The 16,087-nt window shown below is 60.5% G+C and carries 13 protein-coding genes; 5 read left to right on the forward strand and 8 right to left on the reverse strand.

Going from position 1 to position 16,087, the window contains the following annotated elements; all coding sequences use genetic code 11:
• Both QRN41_RS20795 and QRN41_RS20800 read left to right on the forward strand, forming a co-directional pair.
• Positions 1-3,632, forward strand: a 3,632-nt coding sequence (locus QRN41_RS20795) for a beta strand repeat-containing protein (RefSeq protein ID WP_285422081.1), incomplete at its 5' end; no start/stop codon positions are given.
• A 123-nt stretch (positions 3,633-3,755) separates the two neighbouring features.
• Positions 3,756-4,094, forward strand: a complete 339-nt coding sequence (locus QRN41_RS20800) for a hypothetical protein (protein WP_034095418.1) — start codon at positions 3,756-3,758, stop codon at positions 4,092-4,094.
• A gap of 47 nt (positions 4,095-4,141) precedes the next feature.
• Here QRN41_RS20800 and lapD read toward each other — a convergent pair whose 3' ends face one another.
• Both lapD and lapG read right to left on the reverse strand, forming a co-directional pair.
• Positions 4,142-6,088 (reverse strand): cyclic di-GMP receptor LapD, encoded by a 1,947-nt coding sequence (lapD, locus tag QRN41_RS20805; protein ID WP_285422082.1) that lies wholly within the window; start codon positions 6,086-6,088, stop codon positions 4,142-4,144.
• An 11-nt stretch (positions 6,089-6,099) separates the two neighbouring features.
• Positions 6,100-6,792: a cysteine protease LapG gene (lapG, locus tag QRN41_RS20810; protein WP_034095420.1), complete on the reverse strand. Its 693-nt coding sequence runs from the start codon at positions 6,790-6,792 to the stop codon at positions 6,100-6,102.
• Positions 6,793-7,082: 290 nt separating this feature from the next.
• On the opposite strand from lapG, the gene bcsQ reads away from it, so the two are divergent.
• Positions 7,083-8,042, forward strand: a complete 960-nt coding sequence (gene bcsQ / locus QRN41_RS20815; RefSeq protein ID WP_285422083.1) for a cellulose biosynthesis protein BcsQ — start codon at positions 7,083-7,085, stop codon at positions 8,040-8,042.
• Positions 8,043-8,281: 239 nt separating this feature from the next.
• Here bcsQ and QRN41_RS20820 read toward each other — a convergent pair whose 3' ends face one another.
• The 5 genes from QRN41_RS20820 to QRN41_RS20840 all read right to left on the reverse strand — a co-directional run bounded on the left by QRN41_RS20820 (position 8,282) and on the right by QRN41_RS20840 (position 12,484).
• Positions 8,282-9,469, reverse strand: a complete 1,188-nt coding sequence (locus QRN41_RS20820) for a methyltransferase (RefSeq protein WP_285422084.1) — start codon at positions 9,467-9,469, stop codon at positions 8,282-8,284.
• Positions 9,450-10,139, reverse strand: coding sequence for an ABC transporter permease (locus QRN41_RS20825; protein WP_034095706.1), 690 nt, complete (start codon positions 10,137-10,139; stop codon positions 9,450-9,452). Before QRN41_RS20825 ends, QRN41_RS20820 begins: the two co-directional genes overlap by 20 nt.
• 38 nt (positions 10,140-10,177) lie before the next feature.
• Entirely contained in the window at positions 10,178-10,873 is a 696-nt protein-coding gene (locus QRN41_RS20830) for an ABC transporter permease (RefSeq protein WP_213632866.1), read from the reverse strand.
• A gap of 71 nt (positions 10,874-10,944) precedes the next feature.
• Positions 10,945-11,697: an ABC transporter substrate-binding protein gene (locus QRN41_RS20835; protein WP_167416719.1), complete on the reverse strand. Its 753-nt coding sequence runs from the start codon at positions 11,695-11,697 to the stop codon at positions 10,945-10,947.
• A 13-nt stretch (positions 11,698-11,710) separates the two neighbouring features.
• Positions 11,711-12,484, reverse strand: coding sequence for an ABC transporter ATP-binding protein (locus QRN41_RS20840; protein WP_034095425.1), 774 nt, complete (start codon positions 12,482-12,484; stop codon positions 11,711-11,713).
• Between the two features lie 552 nt (positions 12,485-13,036).
• Here QRN41_RS20840 and gabP point away from each other — a divergent pair.
• Positions 13,037-14,428, forward strand: a complete 1,392-nt coding sequence (gene gabP, locus QRN41_RS20845) for a GABA permease (protein ID WP_285422085.1) — start codon at positions 13,037-13,039, stop codon at positions 14,426-14,428.
• Positions 14,429-14,472: 44 nt separating this feature from the next.
• Here gabP and QRN41_RS20850 read toward each other — a convergent pair whose 3' ends face one another.
• Positions 14,473-14,886, reverse strand: coding sequence for a hypothetical protein (locus tag QRN41_RS20850; protein ID WP_285422086.1), 414 nt, complete (start codon positions 14,884-14,886; stop codon positions 14,473-14,475).
• A gap of 176 nt (positions 14,887-15,062) precedes the next feature.
• On the opposite strand from QRN41_RS20850, the gene QRN41_RS20855 reads away from it, so the two are divergent.
• On the forward strand, positions 15,063-16,028 hold the full coding sequence (locus QRN41_RS20855) for an arsenic resistance protein (RefSeq protein ID WP_285422087.1): 966 nt from the start codon (positions 15,063-15,065) through the stop codon (positions 16,026-16,028).
• The last annotated feature ends 59 nt before the right edge of the window (positions 16,029-16,087 follow it).

A 16,087-nucleotide genomic window follows, 5' to 3' on the forward strand; every position in this document is an offset into this window, starting at 1 on the left:
ACGACGGCTACTACACCCTGTCGGGCACCGACGTTGTACTGACTCAGAAAGGTGCCGATTGGGTTAACGCCGGCCACCAACTGCCGAAAATCGACCTGACCGTTACCGACGCTGATAACGCCAGCTCGACCGCTAATGGCCAGCCGAGCGTGACCCTGGTCGATGACGCCCCGACCGCCACCGACGGTTTCATCCAGAGCAACGAAGACACCTCGGTCGAACTGACCTGGGCGACCTTCGGCGTCAAGGATGAGGACTCCACGGACCCGAAAGTGGTGTTCACCAGCCTCCCTGCCGGTTCCATCGAGTACAACGTCAACGGTACGTGGGTCAAACTGACCGTGGCCGATCTGAAGACCGATACCTCGGCGGGCAAGGCGTTCAGCCAGACTGACTTCGATAGTCACAACGTACGTTACACCCCGGCAGCCAACGAATCAGGCGACAACAGCTTCGGCGGCACCGGTGTGGGTAACATGCAAAGCGATTACACCCAACTGAAGTTCCAGGCAACCGACGGCAACTCCTACAGCGACACCAAAACCATCACGGTGGATATCCACCCGGTGACGGACGTTCCTGTTGTGACGGTCGGTGCATTCAGCGCTGTGCCGACTGGCCTGACCATTCAGACTTGGAGCGGCGGTAACCTGCGCACTGACTTGGGGACCAACGGTAACGGTGTGGTCAACTCCAGCGATCTGATCAAAGTGATCGACGCCAAGACCGCTGCCAGCGCCGTCTCCACGGGTGTGACCAGCGACGTCAGCAACACCAATGTGGCGGACGGCACCGCGACTAAGGTCTCCGGCCTGATCTATCTGGAAGCGGGTAAGAGCTACACCTTCACCGGTACGGCCGACGACAGCCTGGCAATCACCGTGGGCGGCAAGCTGGTCGCGACCGAAACCTGGAGCAAGGGCAGCGCGATCACCGGAACGGCCTACACGCCGAGTGAGTCGGGCTATTACACCCTCGATATCTACCACTACAACCAGGCCGGCGCGGGCAACTACGACGTCAATGTGTCGATCAACAATGGCCCGTCGATGTCGCTGGGCAACAGCGGCGTGCAGACCTACACCAGCGTGGACGCCTTGAAAGCGGCCGGCGCGGTGCTGGGCGACAGCCATGTGGTCAATGGCGAAGGCTATTACACCGGCTATGTCTACAACCATGGGTTGGAAGACACCGCCATCAAGGTGGCACCGATCACTACCACGTTTGTCGACAACGATGGCTCGGAAACCCACAAGGTGGAAATCAGCGGCCTGCCCAAAGGCACCGTGATTACCGACACTAGCACTGGCGCCAGCTATACCTCGACGGGTGCCAGCGCGCTCTATGATGTCAGCACCTGGAACCTGAAGACCCTGACGGTTACGCCGTTCAAGGATTCGACCGCCAGCTTCGATATCACCGTAAAAGCGACGGCCAAAGAGTCGAGCACCGGTGTGGAAGCGGTGACCACCGGCAAAGTGAGCATCGTGGTCACTGCGGTCAACGACGCGCCGACCCTGGACCTCAGCATCGCCGACGGTTCTGTCGCCACGGGCTTCAGCGCCTCGTACACCGAGCGCGGCACCAATGGTGTTGCGATTACCGGCAATGTGGCCATCGGTGACGTCGACAGCAACCAGATGCAAAGCGCGACCATCACCCTGAAAAACGCCAGTTCGGGTGATGTGCTCAGCTCCAACCTGGTGGCGGTGGGCGGTACCTACAAAGGTGTCACCGTGACCAGCGTCGGCACGGACGTCAGCGGCAAGATCGTACTGACCCTGTCGGGCGTGGCTGATGTCGCGACCTACAAGGCGCTGCTTGAGTCGTTCCAGTACTCCAACACCGGCAAATACCCGTCCCTTGGTGATCGCACCATCGACATTTCGGTGATGGACAACGAAGGCAGCAACAGCCTGAGTTCGTCGGTGGCAACGACCACCATCACGGTCAAGCCTCAGGTCTACACCCCGGTCACTGAAGGCGGTGCGGCGGCGGATACCATCGACCTGGGCTCCAGCTCGGCCAACAACATCGTGGTCGGCGACAAGGGCGGCATCACCACGCCGGGCAGCAACTACAACATCGCGTTTATCGTTGACACCTCGGGCAGTATCGGGTCGAGCGCGATGACGTCGATCAAAACCCAGCTTTCCGGCATTTTCGATACCTTGATCGCGAACGCGAAGATGACAGGGTCGGGCGTGGTGAAAGTATTGTTGGTCGACTTCGATACCAAGGTTGAATCGCAGGTATCGGTCAACCTGGCCGACCAGGCTGCCGCCAAGGCCGCCCTGCAGGCGGTGTTGAACAACATGGCGTCCAACCCAAGCGATGTAACCAACTACCAGGATGCCTTTAACGCGGCTACCAACTGGTTCAAGAGCAGCGACGCCACCAGCAACGCTGGTGCAAAAAACCTGACGTATTTCATTACCGACGGTGAGCCGAACGTCTACAACGCGACGTACGACAACATTAGCCTGGGGTATACCAGTTCCTGGTGGGGCTCCAACGTGACCTTCGATAGCAAGGTCAACGGCTCCACCTACACCCTGGGTCAAAGCACTCCGGTCACCGCTACGATCTACGGTCAGACACAGGTCATCGTCGACAAGGACGGTAAGGTGTACTCGTACAACTCGTCCGGCACCAAGACCTTTGAAGGCTATGTCGTGTCCGATGGCCACGGTGGTTTCAACGTGGCGGGGGCTGCCAGCAGTTCGGGCTGGACCGATTATGCGTTGGAATACGCCAAAGACGCTTACACGGCGCTGACGACTTCCGTCGCGGGCGGGGTCGAGGTACAAGCCATTGGTCTGGGCAATAACGTCGATAAAGACATGCTCCAGAAGTACTTCGATACCGACAAGACGGTCAGCACCATCGACACCGCGAAACTGGCGGATACCATTACCGGCCACACGGCCGATACCGGTGCCGACAGCGTTTCCGGCGGTTCGGGCAACGACATCATCTTCGGTGACCTGATCAGCTACAACGGTCAGGAAGGCAGTGCCGCACTCAAGGCCTTCGCCGCCGAGAAGCTGTCCACTACCGTCGACCACATCGATGACCGCACCTTGCATCAGTACATCACTGAGCATGTGCAAGACATCGGTGCCTTGGCCAGCGCGTCGAACATCTACGGTACCAAGGACGGCGGCGACACCCTGATCGGCAATGCCGGCAATGACATCCTGTTCGGCCAGGGCGGCAACGACACCCTCTCCGGCGGTGCCGGTAATGACATCCTGGTGGGCGGCAAGGGTAACGACATCCTCACCGGCGGCGCGGGTGCCGATACCTTCGTCTGGCTCAAAGGCGACACCAACACCAATGGCGGCTTTGATCGCATCACTGACTTCAAGCACAGCGAAGGCGACAAGCTGGACCTGTCCGATTTGCTGCAAGGCAATAACGACAACAACTTGTCCAAGTACTTGCAGCTGACCACCGACTCGTCGGGCAACTCGACGCTGAGCGTCAGCAGCACCGGGGCGTTCACCGCGTCGGGTGGCGGCACGGCAGATGTCACCATCAAGGTCGATGGCGCCAACTGGGGTGCTGGCAGCTCCGCGATCAACAACCTGATCGCCGGTGGCGACCTGACCGTCAAGCACCACGACTGATTACCCGGCAGCGCCAATCTTTCGGGATTGGCGCTGCGTGGGCATCAGCGTCGAGCAAATGTGTGTAATCTCTGCAGAGGCCGTGCGCGGCACCTGCAGGGATTTTTTATTGGGAGAACGTTGATGTTCTACGTGCAACGCGATCAAAACAACGCTTTGATCCGTGTCGAGGCGCAGGCCTATGCCGAGGCCACCGAGACGCTACCGGCCGACCATCATGAGATACAGGCGTGGTTTGCCGACGATGTGGTCGACAACAGCCTCAAGCAGCTCAAGCAAAGTGACTTTGAGATGATTCGGGTGCTGGACGACTTGATCCAGGTTCTGATCACCAAGAACGTCATGAGCATCACGGACTTGCCGCCCGCCGCGCAGGCCAAGTTCCTCGAACGTACCCAGGCCCGAGCAGCATTGGGCGGATTGAGCGAGTTGATCAATGACGATGAAACCGGCTTGATCTGAGCCGCGCACCTCCTTCACGGCGTGGCCGTCAAGGAGGCTTCGACAGTCTATTTCCAGGGCGCTGGTTCGCCTACCAGTTGGCCTTGCACCCCTTCAATCCCCATCTCGCGAATCACCTGTAGCTCACCCTCGGTTTCCACACGTTCGGCAATCAACGGCAAATCGATGCTGTGGGCGGCGCGCTGGATGGCTTCGATAAAAAAGCGCTTGTGGCTTTCCTGGTCGATGGCACGGATGTAGCTGCCGTCGATTTTCAGGTACGCCAGGCCCAGGTTCGCCAGGTTGCCGATCATGCTGAAACGCCCGCCGAAACGCTGCAGGCCAAGGCTGAAGCCCAGGCTGCGCAAGCGTCGGGTCAGGCGCTCCAGCTGCGACTGCTCGGGCACTTGTTCTTCACCGATTTCCAGGGTCAGGCGCGGCCCCAGGGCGGGGTTTTGAGCCAGGCGTTCGAAGACGCGCTCCAGTGCCTGCGGGTCGTTCAGGGTAGCGGCCGACAGGTTCAAGGCCACCGATGGGCTGTGCTGGGCCAGGTGCTTGATCACCAGATCAACCATCAATTGGTCAAGGCGTGCAGTCCAACCGAAGCGCTCCAGCCATGGTAGGAAGTGGCCCGCCGCGATGGTCTGGCCCTGCGGGTCGAGCAAGCGTGACAACACTTTGTAATGCAGGACCTGTTGGGTGTCGCTGCTGCTCACCACCGGCTGGAAAAACAACCGGAAGCGCCCTTGGGTCAGGGCCTCGTCGAGCAAGGTGTGCCAGCTGTGGTGATCGTCGCTGACGGTGCCTTGGGTCTGGTGTTCCAGGCACACCCAAGTCTGGCCTGTACCGGCTTCGGCCTGGGCCAGTGCCTGGTCGGCCAGCATTAGCAGGTCTGCCGAGGCATCGCCCGGTTTGTAAGGTGCCAGCCCGATGTAAGCCACGATCGGCATATCGGTGGCTCCCGTTTCGTAGAGGCTCTGCAGGGTGCTTTCCAGGGCCTGGGCCAGCTGCAGCGCTTCATCGCGCACCAGCCCCGGGGCGAGCACCGCGAACTCGCCGCCGCGGCTGCGGGTGATCAGGTTCTGGGTTTCCGGGTACTTGGCGCAGGTGCGCACCAGTTGCTGGCTGACGGCCTGTAGCAGTTGGTCAGTGCGTTGCCCGCCCAGGCGTTGGTTGAGGCCGCTCAGGTCGTTGACCCGCAACATCAGCAGGTAACCCGAACTGGCTTCCTCAAGGTTGCTGACGCGCGATTGCAGCTGCATTTCAAAATAACGACGGTTGGCCAGGCCCGTGAGGCTGTCCTGGTAGGACTCCACCCGCAGCTTCTCGCTGCGCTCGGTCTGTTCATGGAACAGCGCCTTGAGCTTCTCCACCATCTGATTCATCGCCTGCACCACCCGGCGCAGCTCAGGGGTACGGGGCAGATCGGGCAGGCTCAGGAACTCACGGCGGGCGATGGCATGGGACTGCTCGACCATATAATCCAGCGGCTTCAATTGACGCCGCAGCAACAGGGCGCCCAGTACGGCGCTCACGGCGCCGCAGAGCAGCAGCCAGCCCAGGCTGCCCAATGCGCTCTGCCACAGCTTGGCCAGGGCAAACATTGGATGGCTGACCACCTCGACCCGCGCCGCCTGCTGCCAGCCACGGCTGACGATCGCATCGCCGCCGGCCGGCGCCAGGCCGATCATCTTCACGAACCACGCCGGGACGCTGCTGGCGTCCGGCTCGGCGGCGCGCTCTACCAGCACTTGGTTGGTGCTCAGGTCCACCACGCGGATGCTGGCGTAGTAGCCGCTGTCGAAGATCGAACTGACCATCAGCTCGGTCATCGCCGGGTCATCGATGTTCGGCGTCAGCGACAGCGCCAGCGCGGTGGCCGCGTCCTGAGCGTGGGAGCGCAGTTGGTTGACGTACTGGGTACGCGAGCTTTCCAGGCTGACGAAGAAGCTACCGCTGAACGCGACCACCAGGAACACGCAGATAGCGATCAGCAATTGTTTGAACAGTGACATCGTAGCTCCTGTTAATTATCCGAACCGGTCGGAAACCCTTCAGCGGTCATTTTCTTCAACACATCCTGCCAACGCGACAGACGCTTGGTATCGCCGACTTTTTTGTTGCCCGTCGCGCCGGTCAGCCACAGCCCTTCACCGTTGAAGGCGTAAACCGGCAGCAGGTCCGGCCGTTGGCTGGCCGGCAGAATCGGGTCCATCAGGCTGTCCAGTACCAAGGGCATGGCCTCGGGGCTTGAATAGTAGGTCAGCACCATATGTGCACGATTCTGGCGCAGAGCCTTGACGTAGGTTATGCGCAGCTTCTCGGCCGGTACGCCCAAATGACGCAGGCTGAAGTATTTGGCGATGGCGTAGTCTTCGCAGTCGCCGGCGCCTTTCCACAAGGACTGAATGGGCGTCGCCCAATAGTCCACCTCGTGCCACAGGTCGATATCTTCTTCGTAATGCAGCTGACGATTGAAGAACAAGTTAACCACTTTGAGTTGTTCGCTCTCGCTGACCTGCTTTTGTGTGGCCAGTAGCTGTTGCCAGGCATCAATGCGCTGTCGACCGGGGCCGAGGGGGCCGTAGAGTGCTTCGGCTTTACGGCTGATCTGGCTGAAATCCCAATCGGCAAGTAAATCGCCCAGCAGTCCGCCACCCAGCACCACCGCGATGGCGAGGCCGTAGAGGAACCGAGGGAATTTAAAGCGTATCGCCACTGCGCTTATCCAAAACGTACAGCCTGGAAGTTGCCGCAATGGTGCGGGGATGGCGGGTAAAAAACAATGGCACGATGAAATCACCGCCTATCAAATGACGGTATTTTTCGTCAGTAAATTGGCAGTTTTCCGCTCGTCTGAAAGGGTGGTGGATTTTTGATCAAAATAATGACACTTCATCGGGGCTGACACAGAATGCAGCCAATAAACACGCCAATAAGAACATGTACGGGAAGCCTTGATGGGCCGACCTTTCACGTCTTCCGATGGCGTTGCGAAGGAGCCCGGCCATGAGCCGCACCGATGATCTATTTGCCCTGTTCGGCAACAGCGTTTCCCGCGATCCGAAGGGCAAAAACGCCCGTTTACATTTTTTCGGCAGTATTCCATTTGATGATGGCACTCGGGTAAACCGTGAGGATGGTTCGCTCGTTCATCCTCATGGGGCTCACGGCAATCAAGCCTGCGCGCATGCCGCTCCCGCCTCGCTGCGCGCCACCGTGGTGGCTGTGGTTTCGATCAACGGCGGCGTGGGCCGTAGCACGCTGGTCACGGCATTGAGCAGCGGGTTGCAACGCTTGGGCGAGTCGGTGGTGGCCGTGGATCTGGACCCGCAGAATGCGCTGCGCCAGCACTTCGGCGTCGATCCTCAGCGGCCCGGCGTGGGGCGCAGCAGTTTGCTCAACGCGCCGTGGGCCGGCGCCTTGCAAACGGGGTTCGCCGGTTCCCAGGTGATCCCATTCGGCGACACCGACAGCCGCCAGAAGGAGGGCCTGCAACGCTGGCTTACGCGCGAGCCCACTTGGTTGGCCGAGCACCTGTCGGTCATGGGGCTGAGCGAAGCTCACACGGTGATCATCGATACCCCCGCGGGTAACAACGTTTATCTGCATCAAGCCCTGAACGTGGCCGATATTGTGTTGGTCATCGCTCAACCTAACGCCGCCTGCCTCGGCACCCAGGACCAGTTGGACGCACTGCTGGCGCCCTACCTTGAGCGTGCGCGCCCGCCCCGTTGCCACTTCGTGATCAATCAAGTAGATGACCAATCGGCGTTTAACCGGGAAATGCTGGAAGCCTTTACGCTGCGTCGCCAGGCTGACGCGTTGGCGGTCGTACATGACGACGCGCTGATCAGCCAAGCCCTGGCGTTTGCCACCGACCCGCTGGATAACGTGGCGTCCAGCCAGGCAGGTGCGGATATCAATGAGCTTTGCCGGCTATTGATTGCGCGTAAGCGAACCGCGTAAAGCGCGGTTTAGAGGCTAATCGTCAGAGGCTTATGCACAATCGGATGGATGCGCCATTAAGAAACACTCTTTTTGTGGAGCGGTTCTCATCTGGGCTTAACTGCCTGTTTTACGTGCATTTTATTTTGTGAACAAAAAATGAACAGCTCGGGTTTTGGCCTGCGAGCTAGATGATTAAAGGCTTTGTAAAGAAACCATCAACAGAGTTATCCACAGGCTGCGCTGCGTCAATTTGCCTCTTAATCGCGCTCGGCAAGCACCATCAAGTTGCGCGGCGTCAGTGCGGCGTCGCAGAAGCTGCCCAGTTCAACGCGGTAGCCTTGTTCGGTCAGAAACAGCGCACGATCCAGCACCAGCCATATCTCCAGCGGTCGTCGAAACAGACCACGCACCAGTTCCAGGTTTCTCACCTCGGCCAAGCGAGCCCAGCCATAGGCCTCCAGCGCGGCCCAATCCTGCTCGCCTGTGGATAAACCTTTCAGGTTTGCCAATGCTCGGCAGTAGTCGGCGAAAGGTACGCTCAACCACGCAGTGGGCAGTGAAGGGGTGGGCAGGTACTCGTCGCAACCCCGTAGCTGCCGTTGCAGTTGATCGAAGCCCAGACGGCGGGCCATGGATGTGTCCCGCTGCTGGCGTACGCGTCTGCCGGCAGTGACGGTTTCGCTGAGCGGCAGGCCGAGGTCTTCGATCGATAACTGTAGCGTTGAAGCGCGGCCCACCTCGGACAATGGTTGGTACGCCGGTGCGCTGATGCGGTTGTAACAGCAGGGCGCCAGGGCCAGCTGTTTGCAGCCTTGTGCACTGGCCAGTTGCAGCAGGCGCACATGCAGGTCGCCGCAGGCGTGCAGGGCGACGGGGGTGTGTTCGGCGCAGAGGGTGAGGTCCGCCATGACGTCTTGCAGGCGATGGGCCGCGGCCAAGCCATGGTGGTCGCTCAGGGCCTGGCCTGCGGCGATCAGTGCAGGGTCGTATTCGAGGCAGGTCAGCTGTTGCCCGGTTTGCAGCAGCCGGCGGCCCAGGTGGCCCTTGCCGGCACACCAATCCAGCCAGTGTGTAGGGGCTTGCGCAAACGACAGGGCGGCACCGAAAGCTTCGATTTGCTGCCACTTGCGGCCCGGTACATCGACATTCAAGCGATGGCGCGCGGGCGGCAGGGGCTGCGTCGGCAGCTTATCCACAGCACTGAGTTGGCGCGCCTGTGCGGCAAGTTGTGCAAAAGGCGCGGGCGCCGGGAGATCATAGGGGGCGTTGTGGCTGGCTTCGGCGTCATCCAGCGAGCGCTGGCGCAACCAGTGTGCCAGCTCTGGATGTCGTGATTCCCAGGCCAATTGGCGGTGAGTGAAGGGCCGTGGTTTCCACAGCCCTTGGTGCTCGATCAGAAAGGCATCCAGTGCCTGGAAGTGCGCCTTAACGTCCCTGGCAGGCATCGACGCGCAGCCAGCGTTCCAGCAGTTTGAAGCCACGTACCAGGATGTAGGCCATCAACAGGTAGAACAGGCCGGCGGCGAAGAAGATCTCCACCGGCAGGTAGGTTCGGGCAATGATGGTTCGCGCCATGCCGGTCAGTTCCAGCAGGGTCACCGTACTCGCCAGGGCGCTGGCTTTGAGCATCAGGATCACTTCGTTGCTGTACGCCGGCAAGCCGATGCGCGAGGCGCGGGGCAGGACGATATAGAACAACGTCTTGGGCTTGGACATGCCCAGGGCGCGGGCGGCTTCGATTTCGCCCGGTGGGATGGCCTGGATCGCCCCGCGCAGGATCTCCGCGATATAGGCGGCGGTGTGCAGGGTCATGGTGGCGGTGGCGCACCAGAACGGATCGCGCAGGTATGGCCACATAAAGCTGCTGCGCACCGCGTCGAATTGCGCCAGGCCGTAGTAGACCAGGAACAGCTGCACCAGCAGCGGCGTACCGCGGAAGAAGAAAATATAGGCATAGGGCAGGGCGCTTACGTACCAGCGGCGCGACGAGCGGGCGATGCCCAGCGGGATTGCCAGCAGCAGCCCGGCAATGACCGCAATGGCCACCAGTTCCAGGGTGAGGATGGCGCCCTGGGCCAGTTTGGGCAGCCACTTGATGATCACGGCCCAGTTCAGGCCCAGGTCGAAATGCGCCAGCCAGCTGTAGTCGCCGCTCATTGGGTGCTCCTCGCAAAGCCGCGGGCGGCGCGTTTTTCCAGGAAGTGCATGGTGGTCATCGCCAGGACGGTGAGCCCCAGGTACATGAACGCTGCAACCATAAAGAAGGTGAACGGTTGTTTGGTCACCGTGACGCCGATCTGCGCGTGGCGCATGATTTCTTCCAGGCCGATCACCGACACCAGCGCGGTGTCTTTCATCAGGATCATAAACAGGTTGCCCAGGCCCGGCAGGGCGATGCGCCACATCTGCGGCATGATCAGGCGGGTGAAGATCCGAAACTTTGAAAGCCCCAGTGCCACGCCCGCTTCGCGGTGGCCTTTGGGAATGGCGAGGATCGCGCCGCGGAATACTTCCGTGGCGTAGGCGCCGAAGCACAGGCCCAGGGCAATGACCCCGGCGGCAAAGGCGCTGAGAGACAGGTCGGGGTTACCGAAAAACTCACCCAGGGCACGCATCATGTTGACCGTGCCGAAGTAAATCAGCAGTACCCACAGCAGTTCCGGGATACCACGGACCACGGTGGAGTAAGCACCGCCAAGCCATTGCAGCGGCTTGTACGGGGATGTTTTGGCCAGGGCGCCGGCCAGGCCGAGCAGCAGCCCCAGGCACAGGGCCGTGAGGGCCAGTTTGACGGTCATCAGCGCGCCGGCGGCGAGCGCGGGGCCGAATCCGTAAAGGTCGAAATTCATGGTTTAGTCGTTTCGCAAGGTAAAGCTCAGGACCGACGCGCTCGGGGGAGCGCGCCGGGCAGGCGTTCAGGTCATTCGATGCTGAACGGGAAGTACTTGTCGTTGATTTTCTTGTAGGTGCCGTCAGCCTTGATCTCTGCCAGGGCTTTGTTCAGGCGCTCGCGCAGTGGGTCGCCTTTGCGTACGGCGATACCGATCTTGTCGCTCTCGACAACCGGGTCACCCTTGAACTCGAAGGCCGAACCGTCTTTGCTCTTGAGCCATTCGTACTGCACGTACTTGTCGGCGAGGATCCCGTCGAGGCGGTTGGACGTCAGGTCAAGGTAGGCGTTTTCCTGGGTGTCGTAGAGCTTGGCTTCGGTATCTGGCAGCTTGTCTTCCAGGTAGGTACCGGCCAACGTCGCGCGTTGTGCGCCGATGACCTTACCCTTCAGGTAGCCGGCGTCGGTCTTGAAGTCTGTGGTGGTCTTGGGCGCGATGAACTGCAGCTTGTTGGAGTAGTACGGATCGGTGAAGTCGACGGCCTGCTTGCGTTCGTCGGTGATCGACAGCGAGGACACCAGGAAGTCGAATTTCTTGGCGTTCAGGGCCGGGATGATGCCGTCCCAGTCGGACGTCACCACTTCGCACTCGACTTTCATCTTGGCGCACAGCGCGTCGCCGATGTCTTTGTCGAAGCCGACCACTTGGCCACTGGCGTCTTTATTGTTGAACGGCGGGTAGGCCGCTTCGATCCCCATTTTCAATTTTTCGGCGGCAACGGCCGAGGCGCTGAACGCCATCGTGACGGCGGCGGCCAAAAGGAACTTTTTATAGTTCTGCATGCATGTTGCTCCGTTAGCGGTTGCTGGACATGAATTGTTTGCAGCGCGCCGAAAGCGGGTTTTCAAATACCTGCTGTGGCGATCCTTGCTCCTCGATCAGGCCTTGGTGAAGGAACACCACCTCACTGGACACCTGACGGGCAAAGCCCATTTCGTGGGTGACCAGCAGCATGGTGCGACCTTCTTCGGCCAGCGCGCGGATCACACTAAGTACTTCCTGAACCATTTCCGGGTCAAGGGCGGAAGTGGGCTCGTCGAACAGGATGACTTTGGGCTGCATCGCCAGGGTGCGGGCGATGGCGGCGCGTTGTTGCTGGCCGCCGGACAATTGTGCCGGGTAGGCGTGGCGCTTATCGGCGATGCCGACCTTGGCCAGCAGCGCTTCGGCCACTTCGATGGCTTCGGCCTTGCTCTGGCCGAGCACACGGCGGGGCGCCTCGATGATGTTGTCGAGGATGCTCATGTGCGGCCACAGATTAAAGTTTTGAAACACAAAACCGATTTCGCTGCGCAGGCGGTTGATCTGCTTGCCGTCGGCGGCCATCAGCTCGCCGTTCTTCGCGGCTTTGAGTTTGAGTTCTTCACCCGCCACCAGGATCTGGCCCTGATGAGGGTTCTCCAGCAGGTTGATGCAGCGCAGGAAAGTCGACTTGCCGGAACCGGAGGAACCCAGGATCGAGATCACATCGCCGTCGCGAGCGGTCAGCGAGATACCTTTGAGTACCTCCAGCTCACCATAACGTTTATGCAAGTTGCGGATTTCAAGCGCGGGCGTGGCCTCGGCCATGGGGGGTCCTCATTGTGTTCTGCGTGCCTGCTGTTGGGCCGCCTTCCTGGCGAGGCGCCAAGCTAGCATAGCGTCCGGATGGCAGCCAACAGCGCGGCGGGCGGTAAGCGGGCGGCATGCGGCAGGGTGTCGCATCGGCACAGCGACGTGTCGCGCCGTCAACAACCGAACAAGCGTTTGAACCCGGAAAGCCGCAGGCTTCGCGTCAAAAAGGGCGCGATGGTGCCAGCTTTGGCCAGGTGTTGGAAGGGTTAAACGGGCAAACGGTCGCTATCGGCGCTTTTATGGGGCGTTACTTATTTTGTGTGTGTGTTTTTGGTGCGCGTATCGGCGTGAATAGTGAGTCGCACGGTAACGCTATAGCGGAATGCCATTGTTCTCAATGACTTGCGTGCGCTGTGGAAAAGTCCTACAGCCCGCGTCAATCGCGGCTCTGTAACATTTTGGCGCAAATCTTGCGTAAAAAATAAAGAACGCCCTGTTGGTTTCTTTTCACGAGGAGGATCCCAGGTCGGGCGGACCGTTTTCGCAATTCCTCGCAAAGGTGTGTCAATGAGTAGTACGCAAAGCTCCAATGACCTCGAACAGGGGCTCAAACCGCGTCACGTCACCATGCTGTCGATTGCCGGTGTTATCGGCGCCGGTCTGTTTGTCGGCTCCGGCCACGCGATCGCTGCTGCCGGCCCTGCGGTGCTGCTGGCTTATGCCGCTGCGGGTACGTTGGTGGTGCTGGTGATGCGCATGCTGGCCGAAATGGCTGTGGCTTCACCGGATACCGGTTCGTTCTCCACTTACGCCGACCGTGCGATTGGCCACTGGGCCGGCTTTACCATCGGCTGGCTGTACTGGTGGTTCTGGGTGCTGGTGATTCCATTGGAAGCCAACGCGGCCGCCACTATCCTGCATGCCTGGTTCCCCGATGTGGCGATCTGGGTGTTCACGCTGGTGATCACATTGCTGCTGACCGCCACCAACCTGTTCAGTGTGAAGAACTACGGCGAGTTCGAGTTCTGGTTCGCGCTGATCAAAGTTGTGGCCATCGTTGGGTTTGTGATCCTCGGCCTGGCGGCGATTTTCGGTTTCCTGCCGACCAGTCAGGTCAGCGGCGTTTCGCACCTGTTCGACACCCAAGGCTTTATGCCGAACGGCATGGGCGCAGTGGTGGCTGCGATCCTGACCACCATGTTCTCGTTTATGGGCACCGAAATCGTCACCATCGCCGCGGCCGAGTCGAAGAACCCAGGCCAGCAAATCACCAAGGCCACCAATTCGGTGATCTGGCGTATCGGCTTGTTCTACCTGTTGTCGATTTTCATCGTCGTCTCCCTGGTGCCATGGAATGATCCGACCCTGGCGGCGGTAGGTTCCTACCAGACCGTGCTGGAACGCATGGGCATTCCGAATGCCAAGCTGATCGTCGACCTGGTGGTCCTGGTGGCCGTGACCAGCTGCTTGAACTCGGCGCTGTACACCGCGTCGCGCATGCTGTTTTCCCTCGGGCGTCGCGGCGATGCCCCGGCTGTGTCCAAGCGCACCAACAAAAGCGGCACGCCTTACTGGGCGGTGATGCTGTCCACTGGCGCAGCGTTCCTGGCGGTGTTCGCCAACTACGTGGCCCCGGCGGCAGTGTTCGAATTCCTGCTGGCCAGCTCCGGTGCAATCGCACTGCTGGTGTATCTGGTGATCGCGGTGTCGCAACTGCGCATGCGTCAGAAACGCACAGCGGCGGGCGAGAAGATTGTCTTCAAGATGTGGCTGTTCCCCGGCCTGACCTACGCGGTGATGGTGTTCATCGTGGGCACTTTGACCATCATGCTGTTCCAGGAAGCGCATCGCGTGGAGATCATCGCGACGGGCATCCTGAGCCTGCTGGTAGTGGCGGCGGGGTTGATGGTGTCGAGCCGGCGCAAGGCTCAGAGAGTAGGGGCGGCGGTGCTTAACTGACCGCCATTCCAATGTGGGAGGGGGCAAGCCCCTCCCATTTTTTGTCAGTCTTGCGAGTTGGTAAGGGCTTGGGAGGCGGCAACGTAGTCCGCTTGAAACTGCGGCGATTCGATCCACGCCAATGCGGCGGCTTCATCGTCGCTGTCCGTGGCCCACTGCCGATATTCGATCAGTGCCGCCAGGATAAAGTCGGTAGCCTCTTCTTCGCCTTCCTGCTCAAGTACCAGCGCGAGCAGCGGGTGGGCCAGGAATGCGGCGCACAGCGCTTGCTGACTGATCTCGCCGGCAACGCGCATCTCCACGAACAGCTCTATTAAATCCACCGACTCCAAATCGATACGGCTGTCATCGCCGGCGAACGCATCCGGCTTAGTCGCGACCGCGCGCTGGGTGCGGTTCTGCTTGGCCTTGGCCTTGGCCCGGTGGGCACGTTTTTGTTGCTTGTTCGGCGAGGCCATGGGCTCACGTCCTTGGGGTCAGGATCTGGGTTGGGTATTGAAGCGCAGGTTGGCGCAAATCCCAAGGGGATCGGCCATTAATTGGCTGACATGTTCTCGCCGTTCCAGCCGCTCGCCTAGTAATCACGCCAGTAGATGCTTAGGCTTGCGCTTTTGCGTTCCACCAGGGCGTTTCCATGACCCGCGACACCCTCGAACATCACCAGATCCCTATCTACTTCGTCACCGTCCTCCTGGCTATCGGCTTCGGCCTGCTTGCGCCTTCGTGGGGGCACGGCCTGGCTGTGTGGATCACTCCGGCCATCGCGGTGCTGATGTACGCGATGTTCCTGCAAATTCCGTTTCTGGACCTGCGCGAAGGCTTGAGCCACAAGCGCTTCATGGCGGCCTTGCTGCTGGCTAATTTCATCCTGGTGCCCTTGCTGGTGTGGGGGCTGACCCTTGGCTTGGCGGAGCGTCCGGCGCTGCTGGTGGGGGCGTTGCTGGTGTTGCTGACGCCGTGCATCGATTACGTGGTGGTGTTTACCCATATCGGTAAGGGCGATTCACGCTTGATGCTCGCGGCGACGCCGGTGCTGCTTTTGCTGCAGTTGCTGTTGTTGCCGCTGTACTTGGGGCTGATGCTAGGGGCGCAATCCGGCGTAGTTATTGATGCGCAGCCGTTTGTGCAGGCATTTGTGCTGCTGATTGTGGTGCCGATGGTGGCGGCGGTGGCGACCACGTTTGTGGCGCGCAGGTCGGCAGTCGTCGGCGCTTGGAACGCGGCTTGGGCCTGGCTGCCGGTGCCGGCGATGGCGCTGGTACTGTTTGTGGTGATCGGTTCGCAGATCACGTCGGTGGTGCGCGATTTCAGCCTGTTGCTGCCGGTCATTCCGGCCTATGTAGGTTTCCTGTTGCTGGCGCCGCTGACGGGCGCCTTGGCCGCGCGGCTGTTCGCGTTGCCGAGTGCGCCCGCGCGGGCGGTGACGTTCAGCGCGTCGACGCGCAATTCGCTGGTGGTGCTGCCGCTGGCGTTGGCATTGCCCGAGGAGGTGCGTGGGCTGGCTGCGACGGCGGTCATCCTGCAAACCCTGGTGGAGCTGGTCGGCGAATTGATCTACGTGCGCCTGGTGCCCGCACTGGTATGGCGTGGCGGGCGCTGAAGGGTGAAATATTGAGGGTTGTTCAGGCGCTATTCAGCAGGGCGACCGGCACCATAGGT

The organism is Pseudomonas sp. efr-133-TYG-23 (assembly GCF_030209215.1).
In the GTDB taxonomy this organism is placed as follows: domain Bacteria; phylum Pseudomonadota; class Gammaproteobacteria; order Pseudomonadales; family Pseudomonadaceae; genus Aquipseudomonas; species Aquipseudomonas rhodesiae.

What these genes read in the sequence shown, in the direction of transcription:
- QRN41_RS20800 (WP_034095418.1), top strand. Translation starts at nt 3,756, where the DNA reads ATGTTCTACGTGCAACGCGATCAAAACAACGCTTTGATCCGTGTCGAG.
- lapD (WP_285422082.1), bottom strand. Translation starts at nt 6,088, where the DNA reads ATGTCACTGTTCAAACAATTGCTGATCGCTATCTGCGTGTTCCTGGTG.
- bcsQ (WP_285422083.1), top strand. Translation starts at nt 7,083, where the DNA reads ATGAGCCGCACCGATGATCTATTTGCCCTGTTCGGCAACAGCGTTTCC.
- QRN41_RS20820 (WP_285422084.1), bottom strand. Translation starts at nt 9,469, where the DNA reads ATGCCTGCCAGGGACGTTAAGGCGCACTTCCAGGCACTGGATGCCTTT.
- QRN41_RS20830 (WP_213632866.1), bottom strand. Translation starts at nt 10,873, where the DNA reads ATGAATTTCGACCTTTACGGATTCGGCCCCGCGCTCGCCGCCGGCGCG.
- QRN41_RS20835 (WP_167416719.1), bottom strand. Translation starts at nt 11,697, where the DNA reads ATGCAGAACTATAAAAAGTTCCTTTTGGCCGCCGCCGTCACGATGGCG.
- QRN41_RS20840 (WP_034095425.1), bottom strand. Translation starts at nt 12,484, where the DNA reads ATGGCCGAGGCCACGCCCGCGCTTGAAATCCGCAACTTGCATAAACGT.
- gabP (WP_285422085.1), top strand. Translation starts at nt 13,037, where the DNA reads ATGAGTAGTACGCAAAGCTCCAATGACCTCGAACAGGGGCTCAAACCG.
- QRN41_RS20850 (WP_285422086.1), bottom strand. Translation starts at nt 14,886, where the DNA reads ATGGCCTCGCCGAACAAGCAACAAAAACGTGCCCACCGGGCCAAGGCC.
- QRN41_RS20855 (WP_285422087.1), top strand. Translation starts at nt 15,063, where the DNA reads ATGACCCGCGACACCCTCGAACATCACCAGATCCCTATCTACTTCGTC.